Annotated in this window: 21 protein-coding genes; 2 read left to right on the top strand and 19 right to left on the bottom strand. The window is 51.0% G+C overall.

Going from position 1 to position 21,701, the window contains the following annotated elements:
• Positions 1–10: 10 nt before the first annotated feature.
• The 16 genes from dprA to MHFGQ_RS05350 all read right to left on the bottom strand — a co-directional run bounded on the left by dprA (position 11) and on the right by MHFGQ_RS05350 (position 16,736).
• Complete coding sequence (dprA, locus tag MHFGQ_RS05425; RefSeq protein WP_106005849.1) at positions 11–1,108, bottom strand: DNA-processing protein DprA; 1,098 nt, start codon at positions 1,106–1,108, stop codon at positions 11–13.
• A 109-nt stretch (positions 1,109–1,217) separates the two neighbouring features.
• Positions 1,218–2,321 (bottom strand): iron-containing alcohol dehydrogenase family protein, encoded by a 1,104-nt coding sequence (locus MHFGQ_RS05420; protein WP_106005850.1) that lies wholly within the window; start codon positions 2,319–2,321, stop codon positions 1,218–1,220.
• A 78-nt stretch (positions 2,322–2,399) separates the two neighbouring features.
• On the bottom strand, positions 2,400–2,924 hold the full coding sequence (locus tag MHFGQ_RS05415; protein WP_106005851.1) for a ferredoxin domain-containing protein: 525 nt from the start codon (positions 2,922–2,924) through the stop codon (positions 2,400–2,402).
• Between the two features lie 169 nt (positions 2,925–3,093).
• Entirely contained in the window at positions 3,094–4,638 is a 1,545-nt protein-coding gene (locus MHFGQ_RS05410) for a YifB family Mg chelatase-like AAA ATPase (protein ID WP_106005852.1), read from the bottom strand.
• A 493-nt stretch (positions 4,639–5,131) separates the two neighbouring features.
• Positions 5,132–5,539, bottom strand: a complete 408-nt coding sequence (locus MHFGQ_RS05405; RefSeq protein ID WP_211292922.1) for a type II toxin-antitoxin system VapC family toxin — start codon at positions 5,537–5,539, stop codon at positions 5,132–5,134.
• Complete coding sequence (locus MHFGQ_RS05400; protein WP_106005853.1) at positions 5,533–5,748, bottom strand: hypothetical protein; 216 nt, start codon at positions 5,746–5,748, stop codon at positions 5,533–5,535. The genes MHFGQ_RS05405 and MHFGQ_RS05400 overlap by 7 nt, the downstream gene beginning before the upstream one ends.
• A 447-nt stretch (positions 5,749–6,195) precedes the next feature.
• Positions 6,196–6,432, bottom strand: coding sequence for an AbrB/MazE/SpoVT family DNA-binding domain-containing protein (locus tag MHFGQ_RS05395; RefSeq protein ID WP_170066338.1), 237 nt, complete (start codon positions 6,430–6,432; stop codon positions 6,196–6,198).
• Between the two features lie 509 nt (positions 6,433–6,941).
• A complete protein-coding gene (locus tag MHFGQ_RS05390; RefSeq protein WP_106005855.1) occupies positions 6,942–7,703 on the bottom strand; it encodes a TatD family hydrolase in 762 nt (253 codons plus the stop codon).
• A gap of 109 nt (positions 7,704–7,812) precedes the next feature.
• Positions 7,813–8,208 (bottom strand): DsrE family protein, encoded by a 396-nt coding sequence (locus MHFGQ_RS05385; RefSeq protein ID WP_106005856.1) that lies wholly within the window; start codon positions 8,206–8,208, stop codon positions 7,813–7,815.
• Between the two features lie 35 nt (positions 8,209–8,243).
• The gene (locus tag MHFGQ_RS05380; RefSeq protein ID WP_106005857.1) at positions 8,244–9,173 is read right to left on the bottom strand and encodes a nitrite reductase; all 930 of its coding nucleotides are present in this window, start codon (positions 9,171–9,173) and stop codon (positions 8,244–8,246) included.
• A 144-nt stretch (positions 9,174–9,317) separates the two neighbouring features.
• Positions 9,318–10,922 carry an ASKHA domain-containing protein gene (locus tag MHFGQ_RS05375; RefSeq protein ID WP_106005866.1) on the bottom strand — a complete coding sequence of 535 codons (1,605 nt, stop codon included), beginning with the start codon at positions 10,920–10,922 and terminating at the stop codon, positions 9,318–9,320.
• A 292-nt stretch (positions 10,923–11,214) separates the two neighbouring features.
• Positions 11,215–12,924, bottom strand: a complete 1,710-nt coding sequence (locus tag MHFGQ_RS05370) for an IS200/IS605 family accessory protein TnpB-related protein (protein WP_343105534.1) — start codon at positions 12,922–12,924, stop codon at positions 11,215–11,217.
• Positions 12,887–13,552 (bottom strand): IS607 family transposase, encoded by a 666-nt coding sequence (locus tag MHFGQ_RS05365; protein ID WP_343105533.1) that lies wholly within the window; start codon positions 13,550–13,552, stop codon positions 12,887–12,889. Before MHFGQ_RS05365 ends, MHFGQ_RS05370 begins: the two co-directional genes overlap by 38 nt.
• Before the next feature lie 532 nt (positions 13,553–14,084).
• Positions 14,085–15,020, bottom strand: a complete 936-nt coding sequence (locus MHFGQ_RS05360; RefSeq protein ID WP_106004934.1) for a TIGR01777 family oxidoreductase — start codon at positions 15,018–15,020, stop codon at positions 14,085–14,087.
• Between the two features lie 456 nt (positions 15,021–15,476).
• Entirely contained in the window at positions 15,477–15,953 is a 477-nt protein-coding gene (locus MHFGQ_RS05355) for a CBS domain-containing protein (RefSeq protein WP_106004933.1), read from the bottom strand.
• A gap of 135 nt (positions 15,954–16,088) precedes the next feature.
• Entirely contained in the window at positions 16,089–16,736 is a 648-nt protein-coding gene (locus MHFGQ_RS05350) for a L,D-transpeptidase (protein WP_211292864.1), read from the bottom strand.
• A 134-nt stretch (positions 16,737–16,870) separates the two neighbouring features.
• Here MHFGQ_RS05350 and MHFGQ_RS05345 point away from each other — a divergent pair, with 134 nt between their 5' ends.
• Positions 16,871–17,557, top strand: a complete 687-nt coding sequence (locus MHFGQ_RS05345; RefSeq protein WP_106004932.1) for a manganese catalase family protein — start codon at positions 16,871–16,873, stop codon at positions 17,555–17,557.
• A 56-nt stretch (positions 17,558–17,613) separates the two neighbouring features.
• Here MHFGQ_RS05345 and MHFGQ_RS05340 read toward each other — a convergent pair whose 3' ends face one another.
• Positions 17,614–18,384 carry a TSUP family transporter gene (locus tag MHFGQ_RS05340; RefSeq protein ID WP_106004941.1) on the bottom strand — a complete coding sequence of 257 codons (771 nt, stop codon included), beginning with the start codon at positions 18,382–18,384 and terminating at the stop codon, positions 17,614–17,616.
• 378 nt (positions 18,385–18,762) lie between these two features.
• On the opposite strand from MHFGQ_RS05340, the gene MHFGQ_RS05335 reads away from it, so the two are divergent.
• Positions 18,763–19,884, top strand: coding sequence for a tRNA-dihydrouridine synthase (locus tag MHFGQ_RS05335; RefSeq protein WP_146127128.1), 1,122 nt, complete (start codon positions 18,763–18,765; stop codon positions 19,882–19,884).
• Here the strand turns inward: MHFGQ_RS05335 and MHFGQ_RS05330 are convergent.
• Complete coding sequence (locus tag MHFGQ_RS05330; protein ID WP_106004931.1) at positions 19,873–20,658, bottom strand: MBL fold metallo-hydrolase; 786 nt, start codon at positions 20,656–20,658, stop codon at positions 19,873–19,875. The two genes, MHFGQ_RS05335 and MHFGQ_RS05330, sit on opposite strands and share 12 nt — an antisense overlap.
• 16 nt (positions 20,659–20,674) lie before the next feature.
• On the bottom strand, positions 20,675–21,688 hold the full coding sequence (locus tag MHFGQ_RS05325; RefSeq protein WP_106004930.1) for a radical SAM protein: 1,014 nt from the start codon (positions 21,686–21,688) through the stop codon (positions 20,675–20,677).
• Positions 21,689–21,701 lie beyond the last annotated feature (13 nt).

Raw genomic sequence — 21,701 nt, 5'->3', positions numbered from 1 at the left:
AGTCTCCCCCCTAACAGCGCAGGTAGAAACCTCCCGGCAAGCGCCGGATAAGCTTGCGCATTTCCAGCTGAAGCAGGGCGGTATTCACTTCTCCCGGAGGCAAACCGGTTGTAGCCAGAATGGCATCCAGATGAACAGGAACGACGCTGAGACCAGCCATTATTTTTTCCTCTGCGGCCGTTAAGCCGGCCTCCGCCCGGTATTCCTGAGGAGTTAACTGCCACAAACTATCTCTTTCATATTCGGACACATATTCGGCCAGAATATCCCCCGCTCCCGTAACTACCCTGGCCCCCTGTTTTATTAATTCATTGGTGCCCTGGCTGTAACGGCTGGTAACGGGCCCCGGGACGGCAAAAACGTCGCGGTTTTGTTCCAGGGCCAGGTCGGCTGTGATTAATGCCCCGCTTTTGGCCGCGGCCTCGACGACCACCGTACCCTTTGTCAGGCCGCTGATGATGCGATTGCGCGCAGGAAAATGACCGGCCTCCGGGCGCGTTCCCGGTGGATACTCGGAAATAATGGCGCCATGATCCATTACCTTGTGGTAAAGTTCCCGGTGTTCCGGAGGATAAACAACGTCTACCCCGCAGCCGAGAATGCCCCAGGTGGGGCCGTTGCCCTTGATGGCCCCCCGATGGGCAGCCGCATCTATCCCCCGGGCCAGGCCGCTGACAACGCCAACGCCGGCGGCCGCGAGTTCTTCCGCCAGCTGTTCAGCCACTTTAAGGCCGTAGGCCGTAGCCCTGCGGGTACCGACGATGGCGATTCTTAGCTCTTGTCCCGGCAGACGGCTCCCCCGCCAGTAGAGGACCGGGGGTGGGTCGTAAATACGCTTTAATTCCAGGGGATAAGCCTCATCCGCCAGGGTTAGAACTTTTATTCCGGCTGAATCTAGTTTAGCCATAAGTCTCTTCGGCGTTACCTGGCGGCGCCATTGCAGCAAGTTGCTTATAGCTTTACCGAGGCCTTCTATTGTCAAAAGCTCATTATCTGGCGCTTCCCAAACGGCCCGGGGACTGCCGAATATTTGAACCAGCCGTAAAAACCGGCGCGCCCCCAGGCCCGGTACCTGTTGCAGGGCCACCCAGAAAGACCTCTCGTCCATAGTTTCTCCCCTGCTGTAATTCCATTCTGTCGCCTGTCAGTGAAATACTACCGGTTTTTTTAAAGCATATCTATTATTTACCGTACCGTCAAGGGTGAAGGCAAATAGTTTATTGTCCTAAACTTTTTGCCAGAATGCCATATAAGTCGTCTAAAGTTGCGCGGCGGGCCGTAAAGGTCAGGCTCTCGGCATTGACTACCAGGGAGGCCATTCTTTCCAGCTCTGCCTTCGAAAATTGGGTCGCAGGTGGCAATAAATGGCGAATCAACTCCTGGATTTCTGCTACAGAATTCATTCCAAGGGCTTTAAGGAGAGTGTCCACTTTAACTGGTTCCGCAGGTTGAATGAACTCAAGGTATGCCGCCAGTAAATACCCGTTGGCCCGGCCGTGGGGTATGTCGTGGCTGTAGGTTAAAGGATAACCCAGGGTATGAAGAAGAGTAGTTCTGGTATGGGCGATGACCATACCCGCCAACGTTGAAGCGTACATCAATTCGTTTCTGGTAACCGGTGTTAATTCGTCCTCTAGCAATCCGTGTTTATGTCGGGAAAAAATTTTTATTGCCTCCATGGCCAGGGTATCGGTTAAAGGGGTTGAGCGCTTTGATAAATAGCCTTCGACAGCATGGCTCAGGGCGTCGAGGGCGGTATCTATGGTAACGTCCCGGGGCAAGGTATAGGTATAGCGGGGGTCCACCAGGGCCACTCGAGGAAAGCAACGGTCGTCGCTGAAACCTTTTTTAGTTTGCTTATCAGGAAGGGTAAAAACGGCGTTCTGGGTGACCTCGCTGCCGGTGCCGGCGGTTGTTGGGATGGCCACCATAGGCAAGGGCTCCACAGGGAGTTTGGCCTCGTACAATTCGGCCGCCTCCGCCCGGTTTGGTGCCAGAAGGGCTACGGCTTTGGCCGTATCCAGGGGCGAGCCGCCGCCAATGCCGATTACCAGGTCGACCTTCTCGCCACGCGCCAGGTCAATAGCTTTAGCCACCGTCTCCAGAGTCGGGTTGGCCGCTACCTCGTCGTAAATTATCCAACTTAATCCCAGACTTTTCGCCAATTCTTCAAAATCGGCCATGGCACCGCTGACAATGGCGCTTTTACGTCCGGTAACTACAAGGGCTCGTCTTCCTAGCCTACCTAAAAAATCACCATGTTCTTTTAATACCCCTTCACCAAAAAACACCCGGGTAGGCAGGTAAAAACGGAAGGTCAATTTTATCGCCTCACCAAAGTTTTTATAATAAATGGGCGCCCAGGGAAGGCCCTGGGCGTCAGGGGTCTAATAAACAGCTTAACGATCGAAATAAATATTTTTTCCTGTTGCTGCAATGGGAATGCCGGCGATAACGTCGGCATCCATAAGGCCCATCTTCCTGGCCACGACCCCGATACGATACATAATGCGGTTGTCGGCATTAAGCATCCCCGCCATTTTCGCGGCCGAACCCAGGGCTATCCCCAGGTCCATCAACCGCCAGGCGCAGATGGGGCCGGCAAACTCGGGACCATCATGGATCTGTTCCAGGTCGGCACAGCGGGGAACACCGCAGGCACCACAGTCCAGGCCAGTTTTAGCAGCATTTTTCAGCCCTACCAGGAGAACAGCATCAGAACGGCGGACATTATCGCCATCGCGATCAAAATTTTTCTTCCCACTCTCCTGGCCATAGCGGGCCATTGCCGCGGCCAGCTCCTCCAGGGTTTCCCCCTGGAGGATTTTTAACTCAATAAAGTCTTTCCCGCCGGCTTTGGGCGCGGTCCGGGCGGCAATGGCCATTAGCTCGGCGATTAAACCCATGGCTTGGAATTCAGGCATAATGGTTTGCCTCCTTTTTATGTTTGGGGTGGGCAGGTAAATTCTGGCTTTACGCCAAATAACATGCCCTGCCTTAAATAACTTTATAACTAACCACCTTGTTCCGGCTACTCAATAATAGCCGACAGCTTTTTTGTATAAGTCCGGTAGCCAAACCTTATTTACTAAATTACCGTATTGCCTGTTTCTCTTCGCCCCAGTCCAGGCTGCGGTACTGGATAGCTTCAGCCAGGTGGGCGGCAGTTATCAACTCCGATCCTTCCAGGTCGGCGATGGTGCGGGCCACCTTGAGCAGGCGGTCATGGGCCCGCATGGAGAGGCCCAACTTGTTGAAGGCATCGCGTAAAAGGGCGCGCGCCTGGTGTTCCAGGCGGCAAAATTGATGTACCTGGCGCGGGGTCATGGCGGCATTGCAGGCCACCCCCGTCCCCTTAAACCTCTCCCGCTGCTTCAGGCGGGCGGCCGTAACCCGCTCCCTTACAGCAGCCGAGTTTTCCGGCGTGGTCCCGGTTTCGACTTCATGGTAGGTCAGCCGGGGAACTTCCAGGTGCAGGTCTATCCGGTCCAGTAAAGGCCCGGATAACCTTTTCCGGTACTGGGCGACCTGGTGGGTGGTGCACAGGCATTCCTTGACCGGATCGCCATAGTAGCCGCAGGGGCAGGGATTCATGCTGCCGATCAATAGAAAATCGGCAGGATAGGTAACGGCGGCCGCCACCCGCGAGACTGTGACCACCCTGTCTTCCAGGGGCTGACGCAGGGCTTCCAGAACGTCGCGGCGGTATTCGGCCATTTCATCCAGGAAAAGGACGCCGTGGGTGGCCAGGCTCACTTCCCCGGGTTTAGGGATACGGCCGCCGCCGATAATGCTGGCCGTTGAAGCTGTGTGGTGGGGTGTTCGGAAGGGGCGCTCCGTTACCAGCCCCTGGCCGGGGGCCAGCAGCCCGGCGACGCTGTAAATCTTGGTTACGGTAAGGGCCTCTTCATAGGTGAGGGGCGGCAGGATTGAAGGCAGGCTCCGGGCCAGCATGGTTTTCCCCGAGCCGGGACTGCCGATGAGGAGGATATTATGGCCACCGGCGGCCGCTATTTCCAATCCCCTCTTGGCGGCAATCTGACCCTTGATGTCGGCTAGGTCGACACCGTTAAAAACCGGAGGCGGTATTTCTCCTGCCGCCGGTTTAACCTCGGGCAGTTCCCCATCCCCCCGCAAGAATGCTACCACCTGGGCCAGACTATCTGCCGCCAGCACCTTGATCCTGGAGGCCAGGGCGGCTTCGTTGGCATTGGCCGCCGGGACGATGAAGGTAGCTCCCGGCCGGAGTTCTTGTAGGGCCAGGGCCATGGGCAGAACCCCGGGTATAGGCCGCAGGCTACCTTCCAGGGAGAGCTCGCCCACCGCGTAGACAGGCACCGCCGGTCCGCCGCCCAGCTCTTCCGCCGCTATCAAAATGCCCAGGGCGATGGGCAGATCATAGATGGGCCCTTCTTTTTTAATATCTCCGGGGGCCAGGTTAACAATTATCCGACGTAAAGGGAAATCAAAGCCGGAATTTTTAATGGCCGCCCGCACCCGCTCCCGGGCTTCTTTTACGGAGGGATCCGGTAGGCCTACTATGTCACAAACAGGCAAACCGTTACTAATATCCACCTCTACCCGTACACTTTGGCCCTCCAGGCCCACGAGAACGACGGAATTGACAATGGCCAGCATTTTGAACCCCCAGGTGGTTTTATGTCCAATATTTGCTATTCGCCACCAGAACGGGAGTTCCTGCTAAGGTGGTGAAAAAAGAAAAGGCCTCGTGTGGAGGTCTATCTCTCTGCAGGCAGCTCAGGGGATGACTTTAATGTTCTGAAATATATTTTCCAGTTTATCGGGATACAACTATCTCCTACTATAATATCCTTCAAATCCGGCTACCCATCGGAAGAGGCTGGCTTATGCTGGTCTCGGAGTTGAACATCCCCTTCAGTCCCACCGGCGGGCTAATCCTTTCGGTCACGTACCGTTGGCGATATGATATACTGCCGAAGTCCATCCAGTCTAACTGGAAGAATTATTTCCAGTTTGAACCTGGACAAATGTGGGTTTATACTATAAATAATCTTTTAATGTTTTCGCCAAAATAACTATTATTAACCCACTTTTATGTCTACTAGCATTCAAGTCAATCTGCTTATATGGAGCCATGGTACAGCTATTTTTATTCTAGAGTAATTATTTCAGTTAGCCCAGGTATCTTTTCATAATGCTTTTTGTTATTAGTCAATAACGTTAGGTTGAAAAATATCGCTGTACAACCTATTAATAAGTCAAAATCGCTGATTGTTAACCCCTGTTTATGCAATTCCGCTCTTCGTTGACCGAAAAGGTGTGCTATAGGCGGGGAAACATTTATTATGGAAATGCCCTTCAGAAAATCGCGCAATGATCTTTCTTTTTCCTCTGGCTTTGCACTTCTAAAAACCCCTTCATACAATTCAGCGATGGTAACTACACTTATGGCCAGTCCTTTTTGCCTGTACTCTTTTAAAGTCGTTACGAATGGTTCCTTGCCCCGGAGATAAAAAACCGCCCAATCTGTATCGACCAGGTATTTTGCCATCACCATTCGGAACCTGTCCTGCCAGCGCTATTACGGCGATGGTAAATTTCTTCTATGAATCCGTCAGCATCGAAGTCGGTCCAGGAACCTGCTGCTCTTTCAAATGCTTTCGTGTTTTCATTGCCAGTATCCTCATTATCTAGCAGATGACGTAATTTTTCCCGCTCCGCGGAAGGGAGCCTTTTAATCGCGTTATAGATTTTTTCTACAGCCATAACCTCCCACCCTCTTCTTGATCTATCATGCTTTAAGTCAAAGGCGTTTGGGTTCTAGATAATCCAGCAACGCTTAATATGCAATGAGTTGATTCTATTATAACGGGAAAAAACGGTTTTGCCTATACATAATGGTTTGCTGGCGGCAATAAGCTTATACATTTCGTGTATATAATTTAACCAACACTCTCACAAACAGGCAAACCGTTACTAATATCCACTTCTACCCGTACACTTTGGCCCTCCAGGCCTACCAGGACGACGGAATTGACAATGGCTAACATGTTCAACCCCCTGGTGGTTTTTTGACCCACATTTGCTATTCGCCACCAGAACGGGAGTTCCTGCTAAGGTAGTGAAAAAGACTAATCATTAATACTGGGCGGTCTTATATGGCCATGAACCCGGTGGACCTCCTTCTCTGACTCGCCGAAGGGTGCATACCAATCAGTACCATATTTCCCGCCCAACCTGAGGCCCGGTATCTATTTCACTATGAATATTTTCAGGTTTAACCTGGGCTAACATTTGTTCCAAGCTGTAATGTTTGCGGCGGATAATTATCGCGTCGTCATCTACCTGTAAATCAACCGGTGTGCCTTCTCTAAGGCCTATTTTTGGGGCCAACAACAGAGGGATACGTATCCCTAAACTATTGCCCCACTTTTGCACATGAGGTTGCATAACGATTTTCACTCCTTAGCGGTAAGGAGAATCTTCGGTACCCCTTCCCCTATGTGACAGGCATATATTGACCTGATGCACGTTTTTAGACCGGGGCAGCTCCCGACGCATAAACGTCTTGTGGTAACCAATCCACGCATATCAGGTTGAGCAACCGTCGTATTCGCCCAACCCACCTATTGCCCCCTGCACCCTGGATAAGAGGTGATAACAAAACAGGGAAAAAAAGCGAGATCCGCTCGGCAGCTCCGGGATTATAGGGCGGGTCGCTACGCAGTGAAGGGTAAAGCCTGCGGCCCGCTACGCAGCCCTTGACAGGCTTGCTCCCCGCCAATGATTGGCTGTCAGAGCCGGGCGGAAGCAGCTAAAAACCAGTAAAAGCCCAACTTTGAATTACTGCCTTAAAGTAGTAGGAGGATACTTCTGTCCCAAAAACGGGTTTCGAAAAAATTTTTCGGAGGGGCCTGACATTGTCCTTCCATATCAGGGGGGTAGCCCCCCCTGGTCGTTTAGATACCAAAAAGTTCCTCAGCGTTGTACCTCGCGATCCGCGCAATGATTTCCGGGGGAGCTCCGTTCAGTTCCAGGTACCGCACGGCCCTGGGGACGCCCAGGGGATCATTGGGTTTGAGATTACTGTAATCGCTGTTCAGAACACCTCGTGGGAAACGTTCCAGGTGATTAAGCAATAAATGGGGAGTAAGCCCCTCCGGGCGGATGGTAAGCCCGGGAATGGCCCCAAAGTCTTCGATTAAGTTAATGATGTCTAAATTAGCGTGATCGATGATCATTTTTCCGGGTTCTATCCCAACGGTGGCGGCAATTTCAATCGTTTTTTCGGTAATTTCTACCCTGTGCTGGGGCGGAGTATGAATGATCACCGGAACCCCGTATTCCTTGGCTATCTTTAATTGCTCCCGGAGGACGTCCTGTTCCCGCTTATTCCCCTCATGCAGGCCGATTTCGCCCAAACCGACAACATCGCTCATATTAAGATAGGATGGAAGGGCGTCGATTACCCTGGGCCAGTTTTCCGGCGTTCCCATGGGGTGAATACCAACTGTAACGAAAAGCTTGATTCCATTTTTGGCGGCATTGCTCGTGGAAAGGGTTAACATCTGGTGGAAGTGATCAAAGAGTGTTTCCGCATATGTGGCCCCGAAAAACATGGAACAGCCAATAATCTTCCTTACTCCGGCCAGAGCCATACTTTCCAACCCTTCAAACGGAAGTAATGAAACATGTGTATGAGAATCTACAATTCCTTCCATACGATTTTACTACCCCCTTATTGTGCTGGATCGGGCCTTTTTTTATTGCCGTATGTTCAAATTACATTAAAGGGGAAGTTTCTCACTTCCCCTCCATGCGGACACATAATCAGGGCTTGATGTAGGCATACCCTTCAGCCTGTTTCGTGGCGATTTCTGTTATGCCGGCCGGTACAACTGTCAGAAAGTTGGGGAGGCTGTCCTCGTCGATAGACTGACCTTTGAGAGCGTTCCGACACGCTACAAAGTTTACTCCCATCTCCGATAACTTCTTCATCTGCTCTACCAGCGATCCATTAGCTGTCGTCCCGCAGCTTGCCCCCTGACCCTCACTTCCGGCCAGGAGGCACCTGTTCCCGAAAATAGAAACCGCCTCACCGTTGGCCACTACTTCGATGTCAGCATTTCCTTGCCCAACATCATTCAAAAAATTAGCGATGTTCACGAGTACTATTTGCCATCTGCCAGATTCGTTAACATGGAAAAGAACTTTCAATCTATTCATCCCAACACCCCTTCTCTGCTAAACTCAAATTGAAGTTATTTTAAAATACCCTTCCTTTTAAGATACTCAGGCAACTGATCCGTATTAGCAACATCCATATCGCCATTTTTATATACCCATAACCTGTCTTTCAAAATAACAATATTATAATCCGCTTCCTTGTCCACAGCACATGCGTTACCGCAGCCACTGATAGTGATATTTCCTTGTAAATTGCCGGAGGAGACTAGGCGCTCCGCCATAGTATGGACATCACCAACACCGTTTTTACAATACCGCGCGCCTATGCACGTCTTGATTCCTTCACTACTCCATGCCAGTGCTACCTTTAGGAAGGGCAGAAGGCCCATCCGGTTAATAACTTCAGCCAGTCGCTCGTTCTGGGCAACCTGAAGATAGCCCTTAACTATCCGTTCGACAGTTTCGACTAGATGCTCTTCCTTGATAACCATGTCCAGCCGAGTACCCAATTGGGGTTGACGTCCTCCTTTGCCTCCAAGGTAAAGCCAGTACCCGTCCTGGACAGCAATGATACCCAGGTCGTTTAGTTGCGCCTCCACGCATGAATTGGGGCAGCCATTCAGGGCCATCTTAAATTTTTTCGGCGTCGCCATTCCTGCGAGGCGCTGATTGATTTGCGCTGCCAGAGGAGTAACATCGCGGATAACGTGCTTGCAATACTGACTGGAACATACTTTGACATTTCGCACCACCGGACCGATATCAGCCAAAGGTAGGCGCACCTTTTCTAACTCTGCGGCCACCTGGTCAAGGTCCTCGGGTTTTATGCCGTAAATCATGATAGCCTCGGTAACCGTGAGCTTTGCCTTTCCGTATTGTTGGGTTAGCTTACGTATGGCCTCTAGCTGTTCGGGTTCCAGGTATCCATTGAGAGGATGAATTAAGACAGCGTAAGTACCATCCAGTTGTTGTATAAAGCCCTTGTTGGCGTACTTTTTAATCATAATTGCTCTTCTCCTTACTTTACTTCATTAAGGGTGTAACCTATAAAAAGAATGTAACATAGAAAAGATTGTACGTCCAATCAGTTTAACTTATACACGATATAAAGTTTTGCTGTGGCGAAAACTGGTTCAGGACACGACCTACTAGTGTTTTAGGCGAGCTTTAACAGTAGGGAAAAGGTCAAGGTCGGTGTGGGGGAAAAACAGGCCTGCGGTAAAATGGGCCATAAATTGCTGGCTATTGTTCATCTCCAGATACGTAACGCGCCGGGATATTTCTTCTAACTCCTGTGCCTTATTAATGTCAGTAAGGACCAGGCTGGCACCTGTACCAGAACTATTTCCTAAGCGTATGATATTTTCCCGCGGCAGGTCGGGATATAGCCCAATGGTAATAGCTGATTCAATATCTAGGTGATCGCCAAATGCACCAGCAGCATAAAAGTACTTAAGATCGGCAAAAGTACAGCCAACACTCTCTAGCAGCGTAGCCATAATGGCATTGGCTGCAGCTTTGGTGCGCAACAGCCGCTGGATGTCTACGGCAGTGAGCTCGATGGGATGGCCAGTAGCGCTTTCCTCTGCCGGCACAACCACTAGAGAAGTAAGCGGTTCACGTAATTCTCCTCGCTGATTAATGATCCCTGCTTGCAGCGCTTGAGCTATTGCATCCACAATGCCTGAACCACAAATACCGCGCGCGGGTACATCTTCAATAGTGCGGTAAGTCACCTTGCCTGTATCCGGATCTATACGAACCTGACAAACTGCACCAGGTTCAGCCCGCATGCCACAAGCTACTACCCCACCTTCCAAGGCTGGTCCGGCTGCTCCAGCAGCTACCACCAACCATTCTCGATTGCCTAAGACCATTTCTCCGTTGGTACCAATGTCCGCCAAAAGGCTGACCTCTTTTTGCCGGTGCATACCACTCGCTAAAATACCCGCCAGGATGTCTCCTCCTACATAACTACCTACGCTGGGTAAAAGGTAAACGAGAGCTCGTGGGTGGAGGTCCAGACCTATCATTGCTGCCGGGAAAAACCCCGGAGCGTTAACTACAGGCACATAAGGATTCCGGCAGATATTTGCTGTTGGTAGACCCAGTAATAGATGCACCATAGTTGTATTACCACTAATTACCCCTGCGGTAATATCCTGCGGTACTATGTTAGCCTGCTTGGTCACCAAATCAATTATCCTGTTTATACTCATGATTGCTAACTGCTGCAGTTCTGCTAGTCCCTGAGGAGTAGCTGCGTAATGAATACGAGTCAGGATATCTTCTCCAAGCCTCGTCTGTGCATTAGTCACACCATCAGCAGCGAGAAGTTTACCTGAACCTAGATCCCACAAATATCCTCCCACAGTGGTACTGCCCAAGTCCACCGCCAGGCCAAAAGGTCCTAACCGGTCAGAACCCGGCCCTACTTCCACTAACTCGGCGACCAGTCGTTCTAACCCCCACCCCGGAGGCCAGTAGTATCCTATAGTTACTGTTACCTTCCAATCATTCTGGCGTAACTTTTCCGGGATTTCCCTTAGTAACTCAAGAGGAATACTCACGGGACAGCCAATTTGGGTTTCCAGTGCTTGGCGTAAACGGTCTGCATCAGCAATATTATCGCCGTTTCCCGGAAACTTAAGCTCTAGTAAGTATTTTTCACTCAAGGGACTAGCTTTTAACTTGTAGCTCTGCTGCATTGTACTGGCCTGGTTCAAAAAACCTAACAATTCTTGATACATCATGTCAATCCTTATTAGGCGGCCTCCCCATGACCAGGCTTTTCGCTCCTTTCGGATTTGATTTGCCTGCCCTGGGAGCAAGCTTCGCGACAGGGAGACCTCGGCCCCGGGAGTCTCACCCGGACGGGAGAACGGCACTTCACGGGCGCAAGGCGCGGCCTTAAGGAGAACCATAAAAGTTCTCGCCTTGCGTTGACCGTCAAGTGGTCCAGCACTTTATTCTTTCAGGTGCCGGACGCCTCCGCGCGATCTGTTAGATGCGGCCTACCGGTTTGTCCGATACCGGCTAACGGGGTCACCTACTTGATAAAGCGAGCTGCTTCAAGTCATGCCAGACTGAATAAAAGGATTCCTGTTTATAGCGGTCTAAGCCGTTATGAACGGAAACCTTTTCGCCCAGCCGCATGATTTGCTGCTTCACCTTTCGGGTCATCCCTTTTCCTTCCCCAGGCAAGGAATTCGCCTTTTGGTTCAGCTTTTCTTTAATGGCTTGGATTTTTTGTTTTAACTCTTTGGTGATGTGTTCTTTAAAACCTATTGCCCGGCGGGCGATTGCCAATGCGGCGGCATGGTGGATTGTTACCCCATACCGCTCCATGTATTTCCAATAGCCGATGGTGGAAGTGTGAGCTGGCCGGACCGGCTTTACGCCGACGCCTTCTTTGTAGGCTTTACGGATAATAGCTTCGGTTATCTTCCGGTAAGGAAAATTGGCCGCCATGCGGTTGAACTTTTTATCGGTGTCCAGCCGGTCTTTGCCGAAGCCCAGGTCTTCTATAGCGATAGATTTGCCTAAAACTCTGGCGATGTTCACCACTACCTGGGCCAGAACGCCGATGAGGTAAGTACGTCTAAAACTGCGGCTGTAAGCCAGTTCCGGTATCTTGAGGTAAAGGAAACCGTTCGGGTGTACTATCGTCTGAAACTCTCCGGCAAACTTGTGCAAGGCTTTGGGATAAGGAACAGTGAAGCCTTCCGGCCAGGGCTCGGGCTGGCCAAAATAATTAACGTTAGCCAGAGCTACCCCATCTGGGTTGGTGTCTATCCCAAGGTAGCCGCGGTTGGGGTCGGTCACCAATTCAGGCGCCGTCACGGTGAAGGCGATATGGACCCTGTACCGGTTGTCACGGCCTCTAATCAATTCAACGTTATAGGGTGCGCCGGAAAGAAGCAACTCCCACACCTTGAGCCGGTGTTTTTCCGGCAGCCAGAGCTCTCCTTCCACCCGCGGTGCCCTGGTCATTATGGGCCTTCCTTTGCTGTCAGTACCTTTCTGCTCGGATAAATGGGAAATAGTGACTGCCAGGGTAAATCTCCCCTCCTGGTAAGCCACCTTCATGTTGGGGTTGCCGCCTTTAGTTTCGTCGCCCCGGGCGTATAACCGGTTTTGCCGGGTGTGGCGCCATTCTTCCCGGCTGGCCTTGCCCCGGCAGACCTGCCGCCATAAGGCCCGTCCCCCGAATACTACCTTGGGGATAGTGCCGTCAGCTTCATGCTTCTGGAGTTCGGCCAGTTTGGCGGCAAGCTTTTTGACCCGGGCTTTGCGGCCGTGGAGAATACGTTTGGTTTTCTCGATTTTTGCCGGGTCTTTGGCCTTGATCGCTTTGTCCAGGACCTTTGCAGCCCAGTGGAATTTCTTTTTGGCCCGGCTCAGCTTGGTTTCTGTTTCCTCGATTTCTAACGCTAGGAGTTCCTTTTGCGATTCTATGATAGCCCTCGCTTTCAGTATGGCGTCGTCACAATAGCGGGAGTTTAAGCCGAATACCCGCTGGCCTTCTTGTTTGAGTTCTTCCCGGGAACGGCCTTCCATAAGCCGGTTGAAGGCCCAGCGCTCGCAGGCGCAGAAAAGCCGCATCTCAGTATCCAGCGGGTCTTCATCCCCCCGGCCCCATTTCTTGGACCGGTAAGCGGGGTAAGCTTCCGGAAACCACTCGCCGCAGATGGTATACTTAAGACCGCCGTTAAGTTCACTCATTCTCTTTTTGTTCTTTCGCTGTTTCTTCATCCAGCTCCACTCCCGCGATTAGTTCCCGAAACCCCTGCCTCACTTTTTTGCCGCCCCTGGCCCCGTATAACCGGGCAGAAAATGACGTGACTATGGCCAGCAAATCTTTCACCAATTCGCTTTGAGCGTCTTCCGGCTCTTTTTCCGCTATGGCGATTATTTCTACGCCGCAATATTTTAAATGACGCTCAATGTACGAATATCCGAAACGGGCCAGTCGGTCGGGGTACTCGATAATAAGTTTCTTATACTCACCCTGCTCGGCTAACTTGAGTACGTTGGCCAGGCCACGGCGCTTCTGGTTCAAGCCGCTAGCCACGTCCGCAAATTCCGCCCTGATGGTAAACCCGTGTTCTCCAGCATACTGGCGCAGCCGTTCCATCTGCCGCTCCAGGTTGCCGGCGTCGGCCTGCTTTTTGGTGGACACCCGGGCGTACAGCACGACTGCCTCGCGTTCGCCAGTCAATTGGCCGGACTGTAGAAGCTTATTGAGTTCATCCATGGAGTACCGGCGCTGGCCTCCAGGCAAACGGACAGGCTTGATTAAGCCCCGCTTTTCCCAGTTGCGCAGGCTGTTAGGATGGACGCCCAGTTTCTTTGCCGCTTTGCTGATGGTTAATAGTTCCATAACTTTATGGTAAGCTTTTTGTTATGTTTTGTTATTATTTATTAATCTGTTGGTAGCTGCTACTAACCTCCAATAATTTGGACTTAAACGACCAAAACACACCTTGGTTCGCATTATTTCGCCGCTATTCTTTATAAAACCTTCATCTAGTCATCGGGCTAACCCTCTAATTTTAGACTGCCCCTAAAAATCATGGAAAGTATAACCAGGGATGTGGAATATAGGAACGTTAAGAGGTAGCAAAGCGTCGAGCAGATACTTCGCTGGATGGCAGCTTCTTATCCATCTTGGACCACTCCCGTCCGGAATTCTTTAAAAACTCGATGTTAGAAACAGATCCTGATTGAATCCTCATTTCAGCGGTTAATTGCATTCTAAGTATTTCTTTTTCCAGGGCTTCCTTAGTTATTGGTTGACTATTTACAAGGGCTACTACCTCCTCGATTACTTTTGGCGATTGAGAAGATCGGGCGCACGCTCTAAAGGCGAGGATTGCTAGCTCAACAGTAGCCTTCTTTCGCCGGTGTTCACCTTATCCCTTTCTTTCATGGCGTGAGGATATGAGTAAATCTTCCAGGGCCCCTGCTAACTCGGGATAGCGAAACTGGTAACCCTCCTGTAAAGCCCGGGCAGGGAGCACCCGCTGGCCGGTAAGCAGAAGAGCGGCCATTTCCCCTAATGCCATTTTCAGCACCCATGCCGGTACTCGCAAACTGGAAGGCCGCTTCAGCACTCTTCCCAGAACCGAGGCAAATTCCTCCATGCGTACCGGCCGGGGTGCGGTAAGATTTAGCGGTCCAGCCACGGTTGTATGCTCGAGGGCCAGTTTGATGATCCCTATAGCATCAGCAATGTGAATCCAGGAAACCCACTGCCGGCCGCTACCTAACGGGCCGCCAATAAACAAACGAAAAGGGGTAACCATACGCGGCAGGGTTCCTCCTTCCCTGCTCAGGACAATACCGGTGCGTATAGTTACTACCCTCACCCCCAATTCCCCGGCCCGGTTGGCTTCTTGCTCCCAAGCCCGGCAGACTTTAGCTAAAAAATCGTTTCCAGGTGACGATGCTTCGGTCAGTTCTTCGTCACCGCAAGGGCCGTAATAACCGATTGCCGACCCGCTAATGAATACCCGGGGAGGCTTACTCAACCCTTGAAAGCCCTCTACCAATGCCCGAGTTATACCCACACGGCTTTGCATAATAAGCTGTTTTCGCGAAGCAGTCCAGCGCCCGACGCCGATATTCTCCCCGGCCAGGTTGATAACCGCTTCTACACCTTCCAGGGCCGCCAAGGGTACCCTTTCAGCGCCGGGCTGCCACTGGATAAGCTGAACCCCGGAGGGTAGCCTGCCCCTTGCTGCCGCAGCGTCACGTGAAAGAACGATTGGATCATGACCTGCCTGTAGGAGTTTTGTACAAAGGGAACGTCCTAAAAGGCCTGTACCGCCGGTGATTAATATTTTCAAAGCCGACCCACCTTTATTAATTTATGGCGCTTCTGTAATGCTAAAAGGTTCTCGATCACGGTCGGGTATAATCTTTACACCAGAAGCACCCTCAGGCTCCCCGGTTATCATAACGGCAACCCCAGACATCTCGATAGCTGCCGGACTATGCTCCACCATCGGGCTCCGCCGGAGTAACGGCCAGGAGGTACATCCCCAGGAATCCCTGTCCGGCACTTCCACCGTTATATGATTTCAACTTACCAGCATCTACTATTTTCGTTAATATGGTAGTCATGACGCTTTTTGATGATTACGCCACGAAAACAGAAAATCCCGCGTAAACCGGGATTGATTTATTGGCTACCTCTGTCAATATTATAGCCGGGCACTCCAATCCAGGTTGAGTTATTGCTCCTGCTAAAGAATAAATTTTTGGTCGCCACACCACCGTCTGCTAAATTAATTTCTGCTTCTCTACTCTGTATCGTTCTGTAATCTATTTACCTGCCAGGCTACAGCCTTGACGATGTCATAACGGCGGACCAGTCCTACTAAAAAGTTTCCCCGTACTACAGGTATTTGTTTGATTTTATGTTCGGCCATCAGCCGGGCGATTTCAAGTATCTCCGTATCCTCTCCTACCGTTATAACCTGTTTGGTCATGAGGTCTTTTACCTTCATTGTCGACAGGGCCTCCGCTTTGACGGCCAGATCGACTTCGTCCCCGGCCGCCCATATAAAATTAAAAAAGTCTACCACCAACGGACGACGGCGCCTTACGGCGGCCATAATGTCGCCGTCGGTAATAATGCCTTTGACGGTATTTTTCTCGTCGACTACCACCGCGCTGGTGACGTTCCTTTCAACGAAGAGGCCCACCACGTCGGTCACCACATCGTCCGGGTGCACGACCGCCACGTCTTTAACCATTATTTCCTCAGCCCTGACCATAACGTAGACCTCCAATTTTCTTTTAATCGGCAGCATAAACCCCTGTCCGTGCAGCTATTACGGCGATGTGTCAAAGAAAGCGTATGTACTCCCCTCCAGGCGAGCCAGTAACCGTCCGAACGGACAGTACCGATTTTAATGTATATATACCGGAGTTCCTTGCGGGATATTATCATAAATCCATTTGGCATTTTCGGTAGCCAGCCTTACACACCCATGGGAGGCGGGCGTTCCCAGGCGGGCCGCTTCCTCAACAATTACCCTCTTTTCCCTGTCCATGGGCACGCTGTGGAAAAGGTAAACGCCCCAATCTTTAAAGGATACCCACCATCGTCCTCCTTGCTGATACTTTTCGCTAAAAAACCACTCACCGCGGTTTTGTATTTTAAAAACGCCGATAGGAGTGGGCTTGTCCTCCGTTCCGGTAGATACATCCCATTCTTTTATTAAATTTCCATCGTAATATATCCTTGTTTTTTGCTCATCTGTACTAACCTCGATCCAGTAGCCGCGCGCTGGCGGTACAAAAACCTTGGAATTGGTATTATTGGTTTTATTACTTGCGTTGTTATTACCTACCGTTGCTACAGGCGGTACATTGTTTGTGGTGTCTTCTTTCCGTTGTTCTTCTTTTTCTTGGGGTGCAGGAGGTATGTTTTCGTCATTTTGGCTCGTTTTCACCCTGGTTCCCGCATCAGTTTTTTCTCCTCCAACACCGGTAATGAAAAACATGCCTAAAATTATCAAGATCGTCAACCATAAACCCGCTTTCAACTTTCCCACCGGTACTCCTCCAATTTTAACATTTTTCAAGCTTTTATTTTCATTATTCGCCTACTTTCCCTTTTATCCTGCCTATCTGTTAATAATAATTTAAAGCTCCTCGAGTAATAATAAAAACAAGAAGGAGGAATACAATGTTTAAACACGACAAAAAGCTCCTGGAAATGGTACGTGTAGAACGCCCTAATCCGAACTATGCGGCTCTTTTGCAGGAGCAAATCGGAGGTCCCCACGGCGAATTGAAGGCAGGGCTGCAATACCTGGCCCAAAGCTTTCGTATTCACGACCCGGCTATCAGGGATATTTTCCTCGATATAGCCGCCGAAGAGCTCAGTCACCTGGAAATGGTTTGTACGGCGGTCAACCTCTTGAATGGCCATGAACCCCAGGCCATGAACGCCACCATCGGCAACGTACAGGCGCATGTAATGACGGGACTAAACCCTTTTTACAGCAACGCCTCCGGCCAAGTGTGGACCGCGTCATACATCGAAGCTACCGGCGACCTGCCCGCCGACCTGCTTTCCAACATCGCCGCCGAACAGCGGGCCAAGGTTGTGTATGAATACCTGCACCGGCAAATCGCCGACCGCTATGTACGTCAGATGATTGATTTCCTGTTAAACAGGGAAGAGGCCCACAACACCATGTTCCGGGATTGTTTCCAAAAAATTAGGGGCACAGGCTCTACCCGGGACTGGGGGGTGGACAAGGATGCCCGCCTCGCCTTCAACCTGTCCACACCCGGCGATTTTGTGGGTTCCTCCCTCCACAACCCGCAGCCGCCGTCCTTTGAACAGCCGCAAATTCCCCACCAATAAAAGAGTTTCTATATTTTAATAAATGCTCCCCAGTATTACCGCGGGAGCATTTTACATTAATGCAATAAATCCCAGACCTGCTTACCTACTAAAAGCAAGGTTATGGCGATAAACATCAAACGGACAAAGGCCGTCCCTTTAGTGATTGCCAACCGGGAACCGAGCAACGCTCCAATAACCATGGTAATCCCCATGGTTATACCATAACTATAATTTACAGCGCCCATTAGTATAAAAGTGGCCAGGGAAGCTATGTTGCTGGCAAAATTTAAGACTTTGGCATTACCTGCGGCAACCACAAAATCAAAACCGAACTGAAGAAAAGCAAAGATTAAAAATGACCCGGTTCCGGGGCCAAAAAAACCATCATAAAAACCTAGCCCAGCCGCCACAGCAGCACCCAGCCAAATATTTTTTTTGTTTCTGCCGGCATAGGTGGAAATAGAACCCCAATCTTTCTTGCGTAAGGTATAAATGCTTACACAAATGAGCAGCACAATTATTAGCGGTTTTAAAATCTGGGAGGGAATATATTTAACCATATGGGCGCCCAAGGTCGCTCCCAGCAGAGAAAAGGGGAAAAGATATTTAATCAGCGAGAAGTTTACCTTATCGGAAGCGGCAAAGGAAATGGTACTGGTTAAGGTAGCCATGGTCCCGGCGAGTTTGTTCGTTCCTAAAACCACACTGGGTGACACACCGCAAAGCAAAAGGGCCGGAACGGAAATCAACCCCCCACCGCCAACGACCGAATCGACAAATCCCGCTAGGAATCCGGCTGCCGATAAAAAAAAGAACACTAAAATTTCTACCACCGGCGTAACCATCACCCTTATTTCACATTTCAACAGTATTTTCTACCGCAATACTTTATCCTTGTCTAACCGTGCCACTATAGGTTCTACAACCATATAACATTTTCCTCCTTCTCCGACCAGCATCCCTAATCTTTTCGTAACTTGTCTTTACGCGCACCTCCCGCTTTAAGGGATCTTCAAGGAATTCAGATAGGGGGCGATTACACTTGAAAATTATTTTTGCATCAAATAAGACCACTTAAAGTGGTCTTGGTAGTTTAGGGTTGCTGATTAAACTTAATTGATTACAGGGCAGGAAAATAAGGCTATATACCGAAGAAAAAATATTGATTTTTTTGTTATAGATAAACCAATAATGCCTTTGTTAATCTTGGAGAGGATGTACCAATGACTAATATTCATTTATTTTCCCCAGTGAAAGTCAAAGACCTTATCTTACCCAACCGTATAGTCATGCCCCCCATGGCCCTCGGCATCGCTGCTTCCGAGGGCGAGATAACCCCGGAAATGCTTGAACACTACACCCTCCGGGCCAGGGCTTATCATGGTGGCAGCACCTATGACGCTGGACAAAAGTTTGCCGGGGCGAACACCCGCGCCGGTGTAGGCCTCATCATTGTAGAACATGCTTATATTAGCGAGGAAGGCCAGGCCCATCCCAAACAACTAGGTATTTACCATGACCGTCTCTTACCCGGCCTTACTAAGCTGGCAGCTAAGATCCGCTCCGAAGGTGCGATTGCCGGTATTCAAATCAACCATGCGGGTGCGAGAGTCCTGGAAAATGCCGTGGCCCCTTCAGGCATACCTCTCCCATTTCTACCACGCCGTTCCCGGCAATTGTCCCAGAATCAAGAAGATGGGCCTGGAAAAGCTGAAGAATTATATATCCCCTTTGAAGAACGCCCCCATGAACTAACAGTTAAGGAGATTAAAGAGTTAACAGAAAAATTTGCCCTGGCTGCCGCCAGGGCCAAGAAAGCCGGCTTTGACCTGGTAGAAATCCACGGCGCCCATGGCTATCTTTTGAACCAGTTTCTTTCACCCCTCACCAACCGCCGCCGTGATGCTTACGGTGGTTCCCTGGAAAACCGCCTGCGTTTCCCCCTGGAGGTCGTCCATGCCGTGCGGGAAGCCGTCGGTCCCGCCTATCCCGTTTTTTACCGCCTGGGTGCCGACGATCGCATGGAAGGTGGCCTAAATCTTGAAGAAAGTTGCCGGATTATCCCCCTGCTGGAAGATGCTGGGGTAGACGTTATTGACCTTTCTGGGGGACTGGGTGGCTATATGAAACAGGGACCGGAAGGTTTCTTCCTCTATATGGCCGCTGCCATCAAACCTGTAGCCAGGGTGCCGGTTATAGTGACGGGTGGCATTAAAACGCCCCAGTTTGCCGATATGGTTATCCGGCAGGGGCGGGCCGATCTGGTTGGCATCGGCCGGGCCCTGCTGGCCAACCCGGCCTGGGCGCAAAAGGCGTGGTTGGCCTTAAATGGACTACAGTTCTAGCTCCAGGCCGTCAAAAGCCAGGGAAACCCCGGGATAAGAAGCTATTTCTTGCTCCAGTTGACGCACGGTGACCGCCTGGCTGTAATGCATGGCAAGGTGGCTGAGAATCGTTTTCCCCGCCCCTGTTGCGCGGCCCAGGGCAATGGCCTGTTCTACCGACATGTGGCTATGGGGATACCAGTTTTCACCATGAAAAGTGGCGTCACAGATCAGGATGTCTACACCCTGTACCCGCTGCAAAGTTTCCGCCGGCAGGCCACAGGTGTCAGTAAAGTAGGCAAGGCTCTTTTTCCCCACCACGAGTATGCCTGCTGTTTCGATACTGTGGTTGGCCGGTAAGGGGGTAAGAGTCGCCCTGCCAAAGTCATAGCAACGTCCAAACTGCCATGGTTCAGGTACCAGGACATCCTGAAGGTGCGGAAAGGCGGCCTGATATTCCTCTACGGCGCTGGGCGGCAGGTAGAGGGTTAAAGGTTCATGACGTACCAGCCGAACATAGAATTCCACTTCACCCAAACCGCCAAAATGGTCGTAATGCCAGTGAGTGAGAAAAATACATGATAGCTCATCAATCTTTTCTCGCAAAAGCTGGTGACGTAAGTCCGGCGACGCGTCGATAAGAATTTTCTTCTCTCCCAAATCCAGGATAGCCCCGCTCCGTGTCCGGCTAAAGCGTGGATTTTCCCTGGCCTCCTGACAGGCAATGCAGTTGCAATAAAAGGACGGTACTCCCGGACCGGCGCCGGTACCGAGGAGTTTAAAGGTCGCCGCCATTCTTTCTCCCTCCCCTTTAACCGGCAGGATAGGCAGAAGGGGTGGCGCCCTGCCGCAGATCGTATCCGGCTTCAAAAAGTATTTCCTGACATTTCCTTACGCTCTGGCCCCGCCCGGCAGCGGTATCAGGCAGGACATCCCTGGGATTCGGCCCGGCTTCGGCCCAGATAAGGTTGGCACCCGCCATCAGGGCCGGCAGGTTGGGCTCATGGGTGCAGTGGGCAGTGGCCCGGTCGCCCATCACCAGGCGCGTAACGGCAATCAGGCGTGCCAACTCCCGGAAAGATATCTCCCCGAGGCCTGCCAGGCGTGTCCCCGGGACTGCCGTCCTTTTCATGGCACCGTTAAAGGTGGCGCCAATCTCTCTGGCCCAGAACATCTGCTCAACCATTTCTTCGGGAGTATGCTCCGGTCCTACGGGTTCAAGGCACACCTGGACAGCCAGGCCGACGGCTCTGGCGTTGGCAATTGTCTCCTCGCGCTTCGTTCTGGGAATACCGGTATCTGTCCCTTCCCTTAACCTGAGGGCATGATAAACGGCGGAAAAACCAACCTCCTTTAATTTTTGCGCCTGCTCATAATTAAAATCACCTATATTAGCTATTAACGGAATATCGTCCTCCACGGCTTCGCGTACTGCGGCAGCAATGGCGATAAATTTCTTGAATGGGTAATCAGCCGTCGTCATGAGGTAGATGCCGTTAGCCCCTGCTTCTACCATGGCCAGGGCTGCTTTTACAACTGTATCCGTATCCCATTCCAGGCGTTCCTTGACTACTCCTGCATCACGACCGAAAGAACAAAAACCGCAATTGCGGGAGCAAGGAGCATAATCAAGCCCGATCTGGGCAACGACATCGCCTTTATTGCCGAAGTGCTCCCGGCTAAGTTTATTAGCCACATAGCAAAGGGAATAAAATTCTTCGCTGTCCAGCTCAACCTGCACTAAGGCTATTGCCTCTTCCCTGGTAGGTATCCCACCGTCCAGGCATTTGTTGAGAATATCTCTGATTATAATTCTTTTTTCCAAAATTGCTGTCCCC

It is taken from the genome of Moorella humiferrea (genome assembly GCF_039233145.1).
GTDB classification, from domain to species: Bacteria; Bacillota; DSM-521; order Neomoorellales; family Neomoorellaceae; genus Neomoorella; species Neomoorella humiferrea.
This window is presented reverse-complemented; position numbering and strand designations above follow the sequence as displayed.